This window comes from candidate division WOR-3 bacterium, from assembly GCA_016934535.1.
Taxonomy (GTDB): Bacteria; SDB-A; SDB-A; order SDB-A; family SDB-A; genus JAFGIG01.
In genome coordinates, this window is the sequence record JAFGSQ010000016.1 from 58,380 (window position 1) to 75,188 (window position 16,809).

A 16,809-nucleotide genomic window follows, 5' to 3' on the forward strand; every position below is an offset into this window, starting at 1 on the left:
TTGTCAGTTATTAACTACGCGTCAAGAGAGATAAACTGCAAGATAGTTTATTACGGACCAGGCCTCGGTGGCAAAACGACAAACCTGAAGAAGATATACGAAAAAGTGAATCCAAGCCACAGAGGAGAGTTGATATCTTTGGCCACAGACATGGACAGGACGTTATTTTTCGATTTTGTGCCGGTTGATCTCGGTAACATCAGGGGATTCAAAACCCGTTTTCACCTCTACACTGTTCCCGGACAAGTCTATTATAACGCTTCAAGAAAACTTATTTTGCGCGGCGTTGACGGTGTTATTTTTGTCGCAGATTCCCAGATAGAAAGACTCGAGGACAACATTGAGAGCATCAGAAATTTGATTGAAAACCTGAAAGAATACAACCTAAAACTCGGTGAAACCCCTTTTGTCATTCAATACAACAAACGCGATTTGCCGAACATAGCGCCATTGAATCAACTTGAAAAACTCTTAAATCCGTTGAAAGTTCCTTCTTTTGAAGCTGTCGCCAGCGAAGGTGTAGGAGTTTTCTCCACTTTGAAAGAAATTTCAAAGCTCGTTCTCAAAAGACTCTCCCAATAATGGCTGAAACAGAAATCGGAAAATCATTCTTTGACGCCCTCAGGGGCATGAAGATAGCTTTTAAAACTCAAAAACACATTCATTTGCACATTTTCATTTTTTTCCTGGCTCTTTACTCGATAGTTTTCGGCGGGGCAGGTCTGAAAAATTCATTGGCACTGCTCGCGGTAGCTACAATGGTGATAACGGCAGAACTGATTAATTCTTCAATTGAGATTCTCTGCGATTTCATATCTCCCGGTCAAAACGAATTTATAAAAAATGCCAAAGATTTATCAGCGGGAGCGGTTCTTTGCGCGACATTTTCTTCAATAGTTTTTTCGTACATGATTTTAGCCGACTCAGTAATGGTTTCAATCTCCCGCTTTTCTGATTACATTGTGAAAACCCCACTTTTTTTTCTGGTTATGTCAGTTTTCCTTTTTTCAATTATCGTCTCGATTTATTACAAAAGATACTACGGAAAATTTTCATTTCCCCTGGAAAAAACCACTTTCGGGTTAGCTCTGCTGATTGCTTTTCTTTCTCTTTACAGCATTTCCGTGACTTTCATCTTTTTCCTTCTCATCGGCGGCATAATTCTCATAGAAGCTCTTCTGAGAAACCATCCCTGCGACAAAGTATATTTCACGGGAATTCTTGCAATCATCACAGCCTTTTTCTGCTATCGAATTTCATCCCAGATTAACCTTTATATATCGAATGAGTGCGCACTTGCATTTATAATAGGACTGTCGCCGTCTTTGGGATCATGTTACTTAGCTTCTCTCGGCTCTTCATTAACGTGTTCTGAAGTTTCAATCCTCGGTGAGTTTTTGTGTCTTGTTTTTTTTGTATTTTGGGGCGTCAGATTCAAAAATTCATTCGGAAAAAATCTGACTAATCATAAATCTTCACCTTTGAGCAGGTTTTATCTTCTTGGCCTTTTCGTCGTGTCAGCCTCTCCCCTCCCCTTTTCTTCAGCCGTTGTTTCTGCATCTTATGCCGTCGCTTTTTCATGCCCAAAAAAATATTCTATTCCCGTATCTTCAGCCGGATTTTGCCTGAAGTATTTCCTGGTATTTATCTCTTTTCCACCCTACGGAAGGATAGGAGCGTAAATGACTTATCTCATCACCGGCGGCGCGGGATTCATAGGATCTCACCTCACCGAAAAACTTCTCGATCTCGGCCACGAAGTTATTTGCCTGGACAATCTCTCGACCGGACACAGGATGAACGTGGAAAAATTCAAAAATGCCCGGTTCAGGTTCATTGAGGCAGATGTGACAACGCCCATAAAATTCGACGGGAAAATCGACGTGTTATTCCATTTCGCCTCTCCGGCCAGTCCACCGGATTATTTCAGGCTTCCGGTGGAAACACTTTTAGCCGGATCGCAGGGCACATACAACGCTCTGAACCTTGCTCTGGAAAACGACGCGGTGTTTTTCCTTTCTTCGACTTCGGAAATTTATGGCGATCCGACAATTTCTCCCCAGAAAGAAGATCTGTGCGGGAACGTAAATCCCATCTGGCCGAGAAGCGTGTATGAAGTTTCAAAACGCTTTGCAGAATCCATAACCATGACATATCACCGGAAAACCGGCTTAAAAACCCGCATCGTAAGAATATTCAACACATACGGTCCAAACATGAGAATCGATGACGGAAGATCAATACCTAATTTCATTAAATTCGCCTTGTCGGGAGAAGACATAACTATTTACGGCGACGGCAGACAGACGAGAAGTTTCTGTTACATAGACGATGTCACACAGGCGTTCATTCTTCTTTCACAGACAGACTACAATTACCCTTTAAACATAGGCAATCCTGAAGAGATATCAATATTGGATCTGGCGAGAACAATAATTGATATCACCGGATCAAAATCCGATATTTCTTTTCAAAACCCTCTCGATGACGATCCCAAAATAAGAAAACCTGACATTTCGATGGCGCAAAAGATACTGGGATGGCAACCAAATGTTTGCCTGAAAGAAGGATTGGAAAAAACAGTGGCCGCTTTTAAAAAAAAGCTCAGAGGATGACAGGCATCATCCTCGCCGGAGGCATAGGAACAAGGCTTATGCCGCTGACTAAAGTGACAAACAAGCATCTGTTGCCTGTTTTCAAGAAACCCATGATTTTTTATCCCATAGAAAAAATTGCCGAAACCGGAATTGAAGAACTTATCATCGTAGTCGGCGACAGGTCCTCCGGCGACTTCATAAGACTTCTCGGAAACGGCAGGGATTTCGGTTTAAAAAATATTTTTTACATTTATCAGGAAGGAGAAGGCGGCATTGCCCATGCTCTCGGTCTTTGCGAAAATTCGGTCCGGGACGATAAAATACTGGTCGTTCTGGGCGACAATTTGTTTTCCCACAACCTGTCCGATCAAACTGAAATATTCTCGCGGCAGTCAAATGGAGCCCGAATACTGCTTAAAAAAGTCAATGATCCTGAAAGGTTCGGAGTCCCGGAAATTATTGACGGAAAAATAGTGGGAATTACGGAAAAACCGAGTTCCCCCAAATCTTCCTACGCCGTTACAGGAATTTACATGTACCACAGAGATGTTTTCGACGTCATAAGGCGCTTGAAACCTTCTGAAAGAGGCGAAATAGAGATAACCGAAGTAAACAACTCCTACATCGAAAATCATACTTTGTCTTTCGGATTTCTTGAAGGCTGGTGGACTGACGCAGGGACTTTCGATTCGTACTCGCGGGCGTGGGATTTCGTCAGAAAAGGAATCCTGGAACAGTGAAAACAATCCTCCTAACAGGAGGCGCGGGAGTAATCGCTTCCGAACTTTCTAAACATCTGAGCGGATACAGAGTTATTTCCCCCGGTAAAAATGAACTCGACGTCGCCAGGGCGGCTTCTGTCAACAGTTTTTTCAGAAATACACGCGCAGACATGATTGTTCATTCCGCCGCGCTAACAGACGTTGATTACTGCCAGAACAATCCCCAGGAAGCCATGAGAGTCAACCTCATCGGCACGGAGAATCTCTTTCCTTACGCCGAAAACAAAAGGTTTCTGTTCTTCAGCACAGACTACGTTTTTGACGGCAAATCGGAAAGACCCTACACGGAGACCGACAAACCCAATCCGATTTCTGTTTACGGCAAATCAAAATATGCCGCCGAAAAGGCAGTAAATGCGGCCCTGTCGGATTTCGTAATAGTGAGGACTTCCTGGCTTCTCTCCAACTCGGGTGGATTTTTAAAAAAAATATCCAACCTATACGCGCAGAAAAACGAGCTGTTCGTTGTCAATGACATTAAAGGGTCTCCCACGGTCATCGACTACCTCTGTCTTGCAACGATCGGGCTCCTCGAAAGTTCATTCAGCGGCACAGTAAACGTAGCAAATTCAGGAGAAGCGACGTGGTACGAAGTTGCGAAAGAGTATTTTTCTCTGATCAATGCAGATCCCGGACGAGTCAAAAAAGCCGTATCTCCGACTTTTTCAGAAAAAGCTCCCAGGCCGAAATATTCAGTTCTCGACTGTTCCCTGCTTTCATCATTGATTGAATGCAAGCCTCCCGGATGGAAAACTTCACTCAAAAAACACTTGTCGGGAAAAAATGTAAATTAAATATTCTCGAGGTCTCTGTAAAGTTTCACAGTGAATCTGGTTCCCGTTTTATGCTCACTCTCGGCTTTTATAGACCCCTGATGCCTTCCGATTACCTTCTTTGCAAGAGCCAAACCGAGTCCTGCTTTTTTTTCGGGACTTTCGTTCTGTGAAAAAAAAGGATCAAACACTCTCTCAAGATTTTCTTTACTGATGCCGATTCCGTTGTCTTCAAAAATCATGTAAACGCATTTGTCTTCTGCGTCCGATTTCGTTGTAATCTTTATGGTTCCCGTTTCCGTATCAACTGCTTCTATCGAATTGATGAGAATGTTAAGTATAACCTGCCGGATCTGATCTTTATCAGCCTGAATTTCAGTGTTTTTTTTATCCAGAAAAGTCTCGATTTTTACTTTTTTCTTACCCGCGTAATTGCCCAGGATATTTATGGCATCTTTTATCAAGTCGTTCAAGTTCACGGAAGAATACATGAGTTTGTTGCTAGCGGAAATAGACCGCAAGTTGGTGACAATTTCCGAAATCTTTCCGACACCTTCAGTGATGCACGAAAAAGCCTGATCGAATTTCTCTTTTTCGGACACGATGTTCAAGTTGCCTATATAATCTATCGCGATCTGCAAAGCGCTCAACGGGTTAGAGATCTCGTGTGAAATTATAGAAGCTATCTCGGATACGAGAGTAGTTTTCGCATATTCGACAGTCGGCATTTGATATTGAGGAGGATTTCTTAAAGAGTCCGCAATGCCTTTGATCAGCCAAGTATTTTCAATAGATATTGACACTCTGTTGGCCAGCAGTCTGAGAATTCTCAAATCTTCATCGGATATTACGAAATCCGGCGGCAGCGCCATCAGTATCACGCCGTTAATTTCGTTTCTGCTCATCATTGTGAGAACAAACAATTTTTCATTTTTTGTTATTTTATGCATGTAAGCTTGGTTACTGGATATCGCTTCCCTGGCTGTTTCTTCATAACCGGAAGTTTCTTTTTCATCAAAGCCTTCTCCTTTGACCAATACGATGTCATTCTGTTCAGGCGAAGGTTTTATGAAAAACAGCAGTTTTTCGACCGGTAATATGTACCTGCAAGTATCCAGAACGCCCTTGAAGGCATTCTCGATTTTAACTTCGCAGGAAAGCGAATCAAAAAAGTCATTGACGGCGATTATTTTTTTCAAATACGTGTTTTCATTTCTCAAATCCCTCGCCTCAAGTTCTTTTTGAATCACTGAAATAATGTTTTTTGCTCTGAAAGGTTTCGGAATATATCCGACCGCTCCTTTTTTCATGGCTTCAACGGCTGATTCAATAGTCCCGTAACCGGTCATTACTATTGGGATAATCTTTTCTCTGACCTGCAGCGCACTTTCAATGAGTTCTATACCGCTCATTTTCGGCATTTTGAGGTCGGTGAGAACGACGTCGAAAGGTCTGTCTTTTATCATCTGAAAAGCTTCTTCAGAATCGTTTGATATTTCGACGTCGTAACCGCTGGAAATAAGTATCTCCTTGAGGAGTTCGGTTATCGACTTTTCGTCGTCGACAATAATTATAGAGTGCTTTTCAGGCATGTTGCTGATAATATTTCGAAATATCTTATATCAACTTTATGAATAAAACAACCTGTAAAAAGAAACCAGGGACAAAGTAATGCCTTTTACTGAAAACATTTCAGAGAATTATTTACTGACCGGCGATTATATCATGACGACCCCCGACGGAGACTGCATTGAAAACGGATCGGTCGTCGTTTCCGGCGATAAAATAATTGATTTGGGCAAAAGAGCAGAGATGACAGAAAACTATCCCACATTCTCTGAATTCAAAGAAAAAGATTCGATAATCTTTCCTGGTTTGATTAACGCCCACACTCACATAGCGATGACATTATTCAGAGGCATAGCCGAAGACCTGCCCCTGGAAAAATGGCTCAATGAAAGTATCTTTCCGAGGGAAAAAACGCTCTCAGAGGACATGGTATACTACGGATCGCTGCTCGGGTGTTCCGAGATGATAAGAAGCGGAACTACAGCTTTTTGCGATATGTACATTTTTGAAGAATCCGTTGCAAGGGCCTGCGAAATATCAGGTTTGAGATCTCTCCTCGGAGAAGGCCTGTTTGACTTTCCGTCACCTTCATACGGTGTTCTGGAAGACGGCATAATGAAAACCGCCGAACTGATTGAAAAATACATGTTATCTGAAAAAATAAGATTTTCAGCTTCCCCACACTCAGTATATACATGCTCGATTGAAAACGTGAAAAGAATCAAAGATTTAGCTCGTAAAAAAAAATCCAAATTCCAGATCCACGCCGCCGAGACCAGGGAAGAAAATGAAAATTCAATAAAAAATAACGGGCTGTCCGTCGTACAACTCCTCGACAGGGAAGGAATATTGGACAGGGACACACTCCTTTTTCACTGCGTATGGATAAACGAGAAAGACGCTGACATAATAGCCGGGACCGGCGCGACACCGGTAATCTGTTCGACTAGCAATCTCAAGCTTGGATCCGGTATACCGCCTTTGCCAATGCTGCTTGACAGATCAATTCATTTTTGCCTGGGAACAGACGGACCAGCAAGCAACAACAGCCTGGACATGATAGGGGAAATGAAAATTTCAGCGCTCATTCAAAAAGGAGTCAACATGAATCCCGAAATCTGCCCTGCCGAAGCTGTTTTCAGGGCGTCCACTTTAAACGGTGCGGAAGCCCTCGGTTTTGATAAATCCGGGATCGTTGCCCCTTCAATGAAAGCGGATCTGATAGTTCTGGATATAAACGAATCAAACTCATTGCCTCTTTACAGTCCTTTGCATCACATTCTATATTCTGCTTCCTCAAAAGACGTCAGAGACTGCATCGTCGGGGGGAAATTCCTGATGAAAAATAAAAAAGTCATTTCCGTTGATTTGGAAACCGTAAAAAAAGAGATTTCAAAGATAAAAGACTTTTTTTCAAAAAAGTATTCCCTCGCTCTTGCGAAATGAAATGAGTTGACTTTTATTTTTCCTCAAAATAACATTCAGGATATGCCGGGGTGGCGGAATTGGCAGACGCGCTGGATTCAGGTTCCAGTGAATGCAAATTCGTGCGGGTTCAAGTCCCGCTCCCGGCAATTCATTCCCGAAGGCGGCAAGTGAGTAACCTCTTGGAGATCCCGAGAAGATTTTTTGTTTTCTTTCTTCTTTTTCTATCCGCTTCCATGTCTGTTTTTTCTTTCAGAACAATGAGATCGGCAAGGCCGATTCAGGTAGCCGAACAAATGGCATATTTTCCGTCCGGAAAAAATTTCAGAATGGCTGGGCCTACTTTCGCCTCAGTAGTTGCCGACATGGCCTGGCTTCAGATTGTTCAGTACTACGGATGGGAAATCAGAGTGGGTCACGACTTTTCAATGATAAAACCTATACTGTTCATTCTCACCGACATAGATCCGAATTTTACAACTCCTTACACTCTCGGCGCTTTCATACTGCTCGATAACGCTCAGGATTTCGAAGGAGCACACGAACTGCTTAATAAAGGCGCCGTTTCAAACCAGGACGAATGGAGATATCCGTTTTTGAGCGGTTTCATATATTGGATATCAGCACCTTCACAACCCGACAGCCTGAAAAATTACTACTACGCTCTGGCCGGCAGTAAATTCAGGTTAGCCGCATCAAAACCGGAAGCTCCGGAATACGTTTTGAAGTTCTCTTCAGCCGCCGCCAAAAAAACAGGCGAACACCTGCTCGCCGCGGACATCTGGCTTCAGCTTTACGATTTGAGCGAACTGACTGAAGAAAGAGTAATATTCCTCAGAAACGCCAAACTGGAAATCGAGAGACACATTCAGTCCAAAATTGGGGTTTATTCGGATACCGGAAGTATCCCCTCCCTTTCCGAAATAGGATTAAAAGAGAATCATCTTATTCTGCCCGACGGATCAATCCTTTACATGGATGATGCCGGACAGCCGTCGTGGAAAAACCGCTGAATTATTTTTTTTGAACTGTAATTTCATCAACGGCTTTTTGAAGTCTTTTCAGGACCGTGGCTTTTCCGAGAATTTCGCATATTTCAAAAAGACCGGGTCCGGCTGACATACCAGTAAGGCAAACTCTAAGAGCATGGATCAACACGCTGTTTTTAACACCGAATTCTTTTGCGGTTTCTCTAAGAGAGGTTTCAAAGTCTTCTTTCGAGTCAGTTTTCCCCCGGGCAATCTTCCCTGAAAGAGCCGTAAGATACTTTTCAATTCCCGCAATGCTTTTGACCGATTTTTCCCACGCTTCTGCTTCATATTCATCAGGATCCCTGAAAAAATACCCCGCTCTTTCAACAGCATCGGAAATCTTTGGCAATCTTGTCTTTAAAAGCTCGAAAACTGCGGTCGAATACTTCTCGTCAAAATTTCGAGTCTCCAATCCGTTTTCATCGAGAAAACTTATCGCTTTTTTGTAGATTTCTTCTCCGGTCATTTTTGAAACATAGACTGAATTAATCCACTCCAATTTTTTTATATCGAACACCGCGGGGCTTTTCGAAAGCCCCTCCAGCGAAAATTTCGATACGATTTCATCTCTTTCAAGTATCTCTTCGTTGTTTCCGGGAGACCACCCGAGTAACGCGAGGAAATTGAACATGGCTTCAGGAAGTATGCCTAATTTTTCGTAATCACCTACATAAACCGAGCCGTGTCTTTTTGAAAGTCTCTTTTTGTCGGAGCCCAATATCACAGGCAGGTGGACAAACACAGGTTCTTTCCAATTCATTGCTTTGTATAAAAGCACGTGTTTCGGGGTAGATGAAATGAATTCGTCGCCTCGTAACACGTGAGATATCAGCATGTAATGATCGTCAACGACGTTTGCGAAATTATATGTAGGAAATCCGTCTTTTTTCAAAATGATCATGTCGTCGATTGTATCGTTCTGAAAACTTACCGAACCTCTTAGAAAATCTTCGTAAGAAGTCACTCCTGTCAAGGGAGTCGCGAACCTGACAACCCTTTCTTTTTCTTTAAGCGCCTTTATACCGTCGAAAGGCAGGTTTCTTTCACGGCAATGCCTGTCGTACATGGGATTTTCCTTAGCTTCTCGCATGACGTTTCTTATCTTGTCAAGACGCTCTGCGGAACAGTCACAGACATAAGCGAGTCCGTTTTCTATCATTTCAGAGGCGGTTTTTTCATACAGGTGGAGGCGTTCGGACTGACAGTAGGGTCCGAGATCTCCACCCGTTCCGAAACCCTCGTCCGGTTTTATATCCAGCCAGGCGAGGGCTTTTTCAATGGCTTCAACAGATCCTTCTACTAGTCTTTCTCTGTCTGTGTCCTCTATCCTCAGTATGAATTTACCTCCGTTTTTCCTGGCAAAAAGATAATCGAACAGGGCGGTTCTTATGTTACCGACGTGAGGAAAGCCGGTCGGGGAAGGCGCGAAGCGGACCCTGACTGTTTCCATCAATCTCTCCCGACTATCCCGTAAACTGTATTCATGATGTTTTCTTTTAATTTTGCGGCTTCGCCCATCATCTTTTCAGCTTCTTCTCTGACTTTCGTTGAAAAATGATCATCTTGGATTTCCGAAAGATTGATCAAAACGTTAAGAAAAGCTCCTTCGGCAGCAGCCATGGCTGAAAGGGCAGCGACACCGGCGTCCGAGATGCTGTTCGGATTGATTTTCGGAGCTATACTGTCAAGCTGACAGAGGACTTTTACAGCGCACGCGCATGTTCTGAGAGGCACCTCTGCCGCGATTTTATTCGCTGACTCCATGGCTTCCGACCTTTTCAGTTTCTCTTCTTCTGTTTTTTTAGGCAATCTTCTCGCTTGAATTATCATGTTGAAAGCTTCCGTGTCTTTGTCTATGAGTTCAGCCAATTCTTCTTTTAAATCGTGAGTCTTCAAAGCTGTCGTTTCCATTATATCCCTGTGCTCGGTGAAATCCTTGTGACTGAAAGTCAGATTTGAAACCATGGCCGTCAAAGCCGAAGCAAGAGAACCGAGAAGAGCGCTCACGCTTCCACCTCCCGGAGCAACAGAATCGGAGGACACTTCGTCTATAAAATTATAAACAGTCATAGAAGCGAGCGTTCCCGACCTTTTGGCTCCTACCACATAATCAATTATCTTCTTTTCGGGTTCGAATTTATAAAGCGAAGAAAGCCCGAGAGACATGACGGCTGCTTCTACGGTTTTTTTTTCCGGCACCGCAGAGCATTTACCCTGTTTCGAGAGATAGAAACGTCCCGTTTCTTTTAAGGCTTCAAGAGGCACCAATCCGACGATCTCACTTCCCGTCACAAGCGCGCCGCGGATGTCTGCCTGCCTTCTTACCTCTTCGAACGCAGTGTGAATTCCGGTCGTATGGTAATCTGTAAGGTTCATTGTCACCTGAGCAACGTTGAAGTCGGGCAAATACCAGCCTGTGGCTTTGCACGCTTTCAAAGTTCCCGGAATTTTTATTTTTTCTCCGTTTTCGTCGACTTCAAAACTCCCGTTCGTTTTCTTTTTGAATCTTCCGGAATCGCTTATGGTTTTGCCGATGTCTTTCGGGATTTTTGTGTCCGTCGTGTTCAGATTAATGTTGTATGCTATAAGGAAATCTCTGACTCCTATGACAGTTGCGCCGGATTTTGGATTGAAAGAAAAAGGTCCGTAATCGGGTTTCCAAAATTCGTCTTTCATTTTTTCCTCGAGAGCTTCGTATTCGCCCTTACGTACGTCGGCGAGGAGTCTTCTTTCAGGACGCGTGGCTGATCTTTCGTACATATAAACCGGGATTCCAAGTTCGGTTCCAACTTTTTCAGCCAATCTTTCCGAAAGCGCGACGCATTCTTCAGCTGTAACGCCGGACACAGGAATGAGAGGACAAACATCAGTAGCCCCCATTCTCGGATGAGCTCCGGTATGATTGGTCATGTCAATTAACTCGGAAGCCTTCTTTATTGCCGCAAAAGCAGCTTCCATAACTGATTCCGGAGTTCCTACAAATGTCACAACTGTCCTGTTAGTGTCCGGTCCGGGGTCTACATCGAGAAGTACCGCCCCTTTTGTTTTTTCTATTTCTTTGGTGATCAGTCCGATTTTTGACTTGTCTCTGCCTTCACTGAAATTTGGGACGCATTCTATCAGGTTCATCTTTCACCTTTCGATTTCTCTTTTAATGTCCGTCAGTTCGCTGTTAATATTTTCAAGGGATCTGGCTATCGAAGCCGCAGAATTCGCGATTTTTTCCAGATTTCTCGTGTCCGTCTCGAAGCTGTCGTTATTGAATTCAGCGTACATTTCGGAAAATGAAATATACGGTTTCACAAAATTCAGGAACATGAGTACTGCTATAATCGCAAGCAGTATTATAACCGGTTTTGATCCTTCGATTTTAACTGTCACGACTGCCTCCTTTTAAAAGTTAGAAAAACGACAGAATATAGTTTATCACAAACAAAATAAATTGCACGCTCTCGCTAAAATTCCCACGAACAAGACAACGCCTTCATAAGCAGTGAAAAAGCATTTTTACATTTTGCGATTTATTTTTTACCATTTCAATAATTTCTTTAATAAAATCATGATATTGCGTATAATAAACGAGTCAAAAGAATCAACCGGAGGTTTTCATGTTTGAATTCTGCACAGTGGCTATGATCACTCCTTTCATGAACGGTAAACTCGACAGGGACGGTATAAAGAAAAATGTCGATTTTTACATCTGCAAAGGAGTGCAGGGCATTCTTATAGCGGGTACGACAGGCGAGTCTCCTACTCTCAACGACGATGAATACGAAATCCTCACGAATGAAGTCGTCGAATCCGCAAAGAAAAGGGTGAAAATCATGCTTAATGTGGGAACGAATTCGACGGCGAAATCCCTGAAAAATCTGTCGTTTGCGAATTCAGCTGGTGTCGACGGAGTTCTCGCCATCACTCCGTATTACAACAAACCGAATTATTCCGGTATGAAAGATCACTTCGTCAGTATAGCAGAAGAAACCGATTTGCCGGTATACATTTACAACGTACCTTCGAGAACAGGAATAAACATAGACGTCGGACTTGTCGCAGAACTGAGAAAAATGAACAGGAACATAGCCGGCATCAAAGAAGCTTCCGGAAACATTGACAGAATCTCTGAAATGACCGGTAAAATAGACTCAGATTTCGAAATACTGTCTGGAGACGACGGCCTGACTTTACCTTCCATGTCTGTTGGAGCTAAAGGCGTGATATCAGTGAGCGCCAATGTAATTCCCTCCGAAGTTTCCAGAATGACCCGCTCTTTCGCTGAAAGAGACACTGAAACTGCTAGAATCATTCACATCAAATATTTCGAACTCACAAAACTGCTTTTTGTAGAGACAAATCCGGTTCCCGTGAAGACGGCCATGAGGATGATGGGTTTGCCTTCGGGAGAGCTTAGACTTCCTCTTGGTGAAATGTCCGAATCCCACAAGGTTTTACTGAGGAACGAACTTGAAAAACTTGACCTTTTATGAGCGGAATTATAGTACAGAAATTCGGCGGGACAACTGTCGGCAGTCCTGAAAAAATTAAACTCGTAGCCCGCGAAATTTCAGACATGGTCGACAAAGGATATAAAGTAACGGCAGTGGTTTCGGCCATGGGAGACCAAACTGATGATTTAATCACTTTAGCCCGTTCTGTTACAGAAAATCCGGACGCGAGAGAATTAGACATGCTCGTCACTGTCGGAGAAAGAATTTCAATTTCGCTTTTGTCCATGGCTCTGAATAGTCTCGGCAAAGATGCTATTTCTTTCACCGGGAGCCAAGCGGGTGTAATAACTGACTGCAATCACTGCGAAGCCAGAATTCTCAGGATAACTCCGGGAAGAATCCTCGAGGCCTTGAATTCCGGTAAAATTGCCATAATCGCGGGTTTTCAGGGCGTCAGTGAAAAAAAAGAGATCACTACACTCGGAAGAGGTGGATCGGACACTTCCGCGGTCGCTCTTGCGTGCGTGCTGGGAGCGGATTTCTGTGATATTTTCACAGATGTGGATGGTGTTTTCTGCTCAGATCCGAGAATACTGCCCAAAACAAAACTTATCGAACATATTTGCTATGATGAAATGATGGAAATGGCTTCGCTGGGAGCGAAAGTAGTCCACCCCAGGGCGGTCGAAATAGCATCCCGATACGATCTCGAAGTCAGAATCCGGAACATGGAGAATTATTTCAAAAAAGACTTCGGAGGTAAATTGACTCAAATAAAAAATGCCCCTATGTCCCTCGAAGCTGTCACCGTGAAAGGTTTGACGATAGATCACGAAGTGACTCTGATATCCGCCTCATTTAATGACGACCTCTGTCTTTCCTTCCTTCACTCCCTTTCTGAAAATAATGTGCCTGTCAGGAATTTCTTATATGAAAGCAAAGACGGATCGTTTTTACTTGAAGTCCTTATAAGCTCGAATTATTTTGAAAAAGCAAAAAAGACGGCACAAACATACGGATGCTGCAGATTCGAATCGTGGGACAATTACTCGATGATAAGCCTCGTGGGAACCGGCAGCGGTAACTCCCCCGAAGTAATGGAAAAACTCAGTTCCATACTTATAAAGAACGGTTCAGTCCTTAAAATGCTGTCGGCATCAGAAGTAAAAGTAAGCTTTTTGCTTGAAGAAAACAAGGCCGCCGCCGTGCTAAAAGAACTCGCTTCAGAATTCGGTCTTTTCGAAGAAGATTGACCGGATTTATCTGGATTCGCCTTTCTCGGCCGTTTTGACTTGTTTCTTTTTCTGAATACTGATTATAAGACCCAGAGGTATCAAAACAACATATCCTGCAATTAATAGAATCGGCGCCAGAGTGATCGAGCCCTGTCTCAAAAATATATACCCGAACAAAACGGACACTATTCCCGCCGCTATTATAAGATAATTGTATATGTTCAGCCCCAAACCCTCGGTTGCCTGGTTTCTTTGAACTTTACCCGTATCTTTTGTGTCTTTGTCCTTCTTTTTTTCTTCAGTCTTCTTACTCGGCATATTATCTCCTTCTTGCGTGCAGTTTCACTCGTTTAACGGAAGAATGCGCCCTCTCTGTATCGTCAGTAATTTATAGCTGAGGTGGCTTCCGGATTCGAGGGCTATCTGCCCTGATACGCCGGAATAAATCCTCAAAGAGATTATTGCATCTCCCAATTGTTTGGAATTCTCAAAAACTCTGTTCTGGGCGGCGACAAGAATGATTTTCATTGAATCGTAACCCAATCTTGCAACGCGACTGGGTTCTCTCCCGTATTGTTCGGTGTACCCGTTTACGAATTCAAGAGTTTCCGTGCCGTAATAACCTTTTCCAGGGAAAACCGATCCAACTACCGCATCCTCTCCGTACCTTACTATTTCATCGTTGTTCCATAAAGAGGATCCCAGAAATCTGGCCTTGCAACCCATGAATCTTAGCGTCGGTGTAAGTTGGACGATTTCGCTCACGCTCGAAGATATGAAAACTGCGTCTGGTTCCTCTAAAATGATTTCAGACGAAATTCTTGAATAATCACTGGTACCTCTGGGGAAAGTCCAGGAACCGGCGATTTCTGCGTTAAGATTTGTAGCGTAATCCGAAAATTTCCTCAAATCGTCTTCGTAACCTTCTCCGCCAACAACGCACAATCTTCTATAACCCGCTGTTTCCACAGCCCATTGAGCCAAAACATAAAGTTCCTCATCCGTTTCTGGTTTGTTAAGTTGAAAAATATAATTACCGATTTCACCGATTCCTTCCTGAGTCGCCGTCGGAGTCAACATTGGAACACCCGCCTCTTTACATATTTTCGCCACTTCAAATGAAGCCGAAGACAGCAAAGGACCTATGATGGCAATGACTCCTTCTTCGTATATGAGTTTTTTGGCGCATTGGACCGCCTGTGAGGCTTCTCCATAAGAATCGTACACCAGAATTTCCATGTTGCTGCCCCTGAGCGCAAGTTTTACGCCATTTATGACCTCGGTGCTGTATTGAGCGTGTTGACCAGTCAGAGGCATTATTACGCCGACTAGCCTGGGATTGACACGGCGAAGGAAGGGCGGACTTCCGGTGGCCAGGGGAGAATCCGGGTGATTTTTTTTTAAAAGATCCCATATTCTCTCCGATTCCTGCTGATTTCCCTCGCTGAACGCGGCTTTGGAGGCGAAATAAAGAATGTCCGGCGCGAGAGTCAGGGTTCTCTTTGCCTGGTATATTCCCATTAACTCTGCCGATGACAGATTCGCCGAAATCTCGTTTATTTTGTTTTGCGCTATGACCTTGTAAGGATCTTCGTTCGGTATCAAATCGTACATGTCAAGTATCGAGACAAAAGCCTCTTTGAAAGCCTGCTCGTCAGAATAAATCTGAGAGAGAAGCCGCAGAGCGGAAATTCTGTTTTTCTTGGGCAGATCGCCTGAAGAAGTAAGCCCGAGCAGTATTTCTTCCGAACCGGGCAGGTCTCCGAGCATGTATGAGCTAAGGGCGATCATGTATTCGGTCTCCTGCCTTGTGGAATCGGAAGGAGAGGAAGCCAGAATCTGTTTAAAAATTATTATGGCGTCGGAATATTCTCCGAGATCGTATTTTTCAAAAGCCATCCTGTTCAGATCTTCGATATACACTGACTCTTCTGTTCCGTCTCTCCGCAAAGTCGTACATGACAAAACGAGAAGAATCGAAAATCCCAAGGTGAGCAGGTGTTTTTTTTTCACTTCTCTTTGACTGAAATTAATTCGTTCATTTCCTTAACTATCTGATCTACGTCGAGCCCGTGAGCCAAAAGGCCGTCTTTCAGAGATTCTCCTGCCGCCAGAACACAGCCAAGGCAATGGAGGTTGTACTTATGAAAAACTTCGAGAGTTTCAGGATATTTTTGAATTACTTCGGTTAGTTTTGTATCGGGCGTGATGACATCAGACATAATACCTCCGAATTATATTTTTTACTTTTTTTCCTCATTTATCAACTAAATATATCCGAAATAAGCCATAAAGCAAGCCCCTTTAAGGACAATCGAGCTTTTGAGCGACTGCACAGCAGTATCTTGATATATCGCAACTTCCGCAAGCAGGTTTTCTGGCTTTGCAAATTTCTCTTCCGTGATCTCCGATTACGAACGAGAATTTTGTCATAATCTTTGCCGGAATAACTTTAATGAGCTCGAATTCTATTTCGTCGGGAGTAAGACCTTCCGGCACAAGTCCCAACCGGGCGGTGACTCTGATAAAGTGCGTGTCTACAATTATTGCGGGTTTACCGAGATATTCTCCGATGAAAAGATTGGCCGTTTTCCTTCCCACACCGGGAATTTTAACCAGTTCATCCATATCCTCCGGAATTGAGCCTCTGAATTCTTTCACAATGAATGAGGCTGCATCTTTCAGCCTTCTGGATTTCATCTTGTACATTCCTACCGGCTTGAGCAGTTTCTCAAGAAACTCAATATCTGCCTTCGACAAATCCACAAGAGAGGGATATTTCCTGAAAAGCGTAGGTGTAATTGAATTGACCCTTGCGTCGAGAGTTTGCGCCGAGAGTATGCCTGAAAGAAGCAGTTCGTGCGGTTCCTTGTAAACAAGATGACAACCGGCTCCGGGATACAAATCAGACAGGCGCTCGAATATTTTTGAAATTCTCGATTCAACTTTCAT

The 16,809-nt window shown here is 43.4% G+C and carries 17 protein-coding genes and 1 tRNA gene; 10 read left to right on the forward strand and 8 right to left on the reverse strand.

The features are described 5' to 3' along the window. The 5 genes from JXL83_03190 to rfbD are packed head-to-tail and all read left to right on the forward strand — an operon-like array spanning position 1 to position 4,173. On the forward strand, positions 1-582 hold the full coding sequence (locus tag JXL83_03190; protein MBN2363116.1) for a GTPase domain-containing protein: 582 nt from the start codon (positions 1-3) through the stop codon (positions 580-582). Then, the gene (locus tag JXL83_03195) at positions 582-1,682 is read left to right on the forward strand and encodes a diacylglycerol kinase (protein MBN2363117.1); all 1,101 of its coding nucleotides are present in this window, start codon (positions 582-584) and stop codon (positions 1,680-1,682) included. Before JXL83_03190 ends, JXL83_03195 begins: the two co-directional genes overlap by 1 nt. Continuing rightward, positions 1,683-2,615 carry an NAD-dependent epimerase/dehydratase family protein gene (locus tag JXL83_03200; GenBank protein MBN2363118.1) on the forward strand — a complete coding sequence of 311 codons (933 nt, stop codon included), beginning with the start codon at positions 1,683-1,685 and terminating at the stop codon, positions 2,613-2,615. It begins immediately after the preceding gene. Further along, a complete protein-coding gene (locus JXL83_03205) occupies positions 2,612-3,337 on the forward strand; it encodes an NTP transferase domain-containing protein (GenBank protein ID MBN2363119.1) in 726 nt (241 codons plus the stop codon). Before JXL83_03200 ends, JXL83_03205 begins: the two co-directional genes overlap by 4 nt. Then, positions 3,334-4,173, forward strand: a complete 840-nt coding sequence (gene rfbD, locus JXL83_03210; protein ID MBN2363120.1) for a dTDP-4-dehydrorhamnose reductase — start codon at positions 3,334-3,336, stop codon at positions 4,171-4,173. The genes JXL83_03205 and rfbD overlap by 4 nt, the downstream gene beginning before the upstream one ends. On the opposite strand, the gene JXL83_03215 is transcribed toward rfbD, so the two are convergent. Continuing rightward, positions 4,170-5,744, reverse strand: a complete 1,575-nt coding sequence (locus tag JXL83_03215) for a response regulator (protein ID MBN2363121.1) — start codon at positions 5,742-5,744, stop codon at positions 4,170-4,172. The two genes, rfbD and JXL83_03215, sit on opposite strands and share 4 nt — an antisense overlap. A gap of 79 nt (positions 5,745-5,823) precedes the next feature. Here JXL83_03215 and JXL83_03220 point away from each other — a divergent pair, with 79 nt between their 5' ends. The 3 genes from JXL83_03220 to JXL83_03230 all read left to right on the forward strand — a co-directional run bounded on the left by JXL83_03220 (position 5,824) and on the right by JXL83_03230 (position 8,159). After that, a complete protein-coding gene (locus JXL83_03220) occupies positions 5,824-7,167 on the forward strand; it encodes an amidohydrolase (GenBank protein MBN2363122.1) in 1,344 nt (447 codons plus the stop codon). A gap of 44 nt (positions 7,168-7,211) precedes the next feature. Next, a tRNA-Leu gene (locus JXL83_03225) sits at positions 7,212-7,295 on the forward strand. Positions 7,296-7,316: 21 nt separating this feature from the next. After that, positions 7,317-8,159, forward strand: a complete 843-nt coding sequence (locus JXL83_03230) for a hypothetical protein (GenBank protein ID MBN2363123.1) — start codon at positions 7,317-7,319, stop codon at positions 8,157-8,159. Between the two features lies 1 nt (position 8,160). On the opposite strand, the gene JXL83_03235 is transcribed toward JXL83_03230, so the two are convergent. From JXL83_03235 to JXL83_03245, 3 genes are read right to left on the reverse strand one after another with little or no spacing between them, the layout of a single operon-like run. After that, positions 8,161-9,627, reverse strand: a complete 1,467-nt coding sequence (locus JXL83_03235) for a glutamate--tRNA ligase (GenBank protein ID MBN2363124.1) — start codon at positions 9,625-9,627, stop codon at positions 8,161-8,163. Then, on the reverse strand, positions 9,627-11,306 hold the full coding sequence (gene ftcD / locus JXL83_03240; protein MBN2363125.1) for a glutamate formimidoyltransferase: 1,680 nt from the start codon (positions 11,304-11,306) through the stop codon (positions 9,627-9,629). Before ftcD ends, JXL83_03235 begins: the two co-directional genes overlap by 1 nt. A gap of 3 nt (positions 11,307-11,309) precedes the next feature. After that, on the reverse strand, positions 11,310-11,558 hold the full coding sequence (locus JXL83_03245; GenBank protein MBN2363126.1) for a hypothetical protein: 249 nt from the start codon (positions 11,556-11,558) through the stop codon (positions 11,310-11,312). A gap of 227 nt (positions 11,559-11,785) precedes the next feature. Between JXL83_03245 and JXL83_03250 the strand changes: the two genes are divergently transcribed. Both JXL83_03250 and JXL83_03255 read left to right on the forward strand, forming a co-directional pair. Further along, positions 11,786-12,661, forward strand: a complete 876-nt coding sequence (locus tag JXL83_03250) for a 4-hydroxy-tetrahydrodipicolinate synthase (GenBank protein ID MBN2363127.1) — start codon at positions 11,786-11,788, stop codon at positions 12,659-12,661. Then, a complete protein-coding gene (locus JXL83_03255; protein MBN2363128.1) occupies positions 12,658-13,875 on the forward strand; it encodes an aspartate kinase in 1,218 nt (405 codons plus the stop codon). Before JXL83_03250 ends, JXL83_03255 begins: the two co-directional genes overlap by 4 nt. A 6-nt stretch (positions 13,876-13,881) precedes the next feature. Here the strand turns inward: JXL83_03255 and JXL83_03260 are convergent, their stop codons facing one another. The 4 genes from JXL83_03260 to JXL83_03275 all read right to left on the reverse strand — a co-directional run bounded on the left by JXL83_03260 (position 13,882) and on the right by JXL83_03275 (position 16,809). After that, entirely contained in the window at positions 13,882-14,175 is a 294-nt protein-coding gene (locus JXL83_03260) for a hypothetical protein (GenBank protein ID MBN2363129.1), read from the reverse strand. 24 nt (positions 14,176-14,199) lie between these two features. Next, positions 14,200-15,870 carry an ABC transporter substrate-binding protein gene (locus tag JXL83_03265; protein ID MBN2363130.1) on the reverse strand — a complete coding sequence of 557 codons (1,671 nt, stop codon included), beginning with the start codon at positions 15,868-15,870 and terminating at the stop codon, positions 14,200-14,202. After that, the gene (locus JXL83_03270) at positions 15,867-16,079 is read right to left on the reverse strand and encodes a DUF1858 domain-containing protein (GenBank protein ID MBN2363131.1); all 213 of its coding nucleotides are present in this window, start codon (positions 16,077-16,079) and stop codon (positions 15,867-15,869) included. The genes JXL83_03265 and JXL83_03270 overlap by 4 nt, the downstream gene beginning before the upstream one ends. 82 nt (positions 16,080-16,161) lie before the next feature. Next, positions 16,162-16,809, reverse strand: a complete 648-nt coding sequence (locus JXL83_03275) for an endonuclease III (protein MBN2363132.1) — start codon at positions 16,807-16,809, stop codon at positions 16,162-16,164.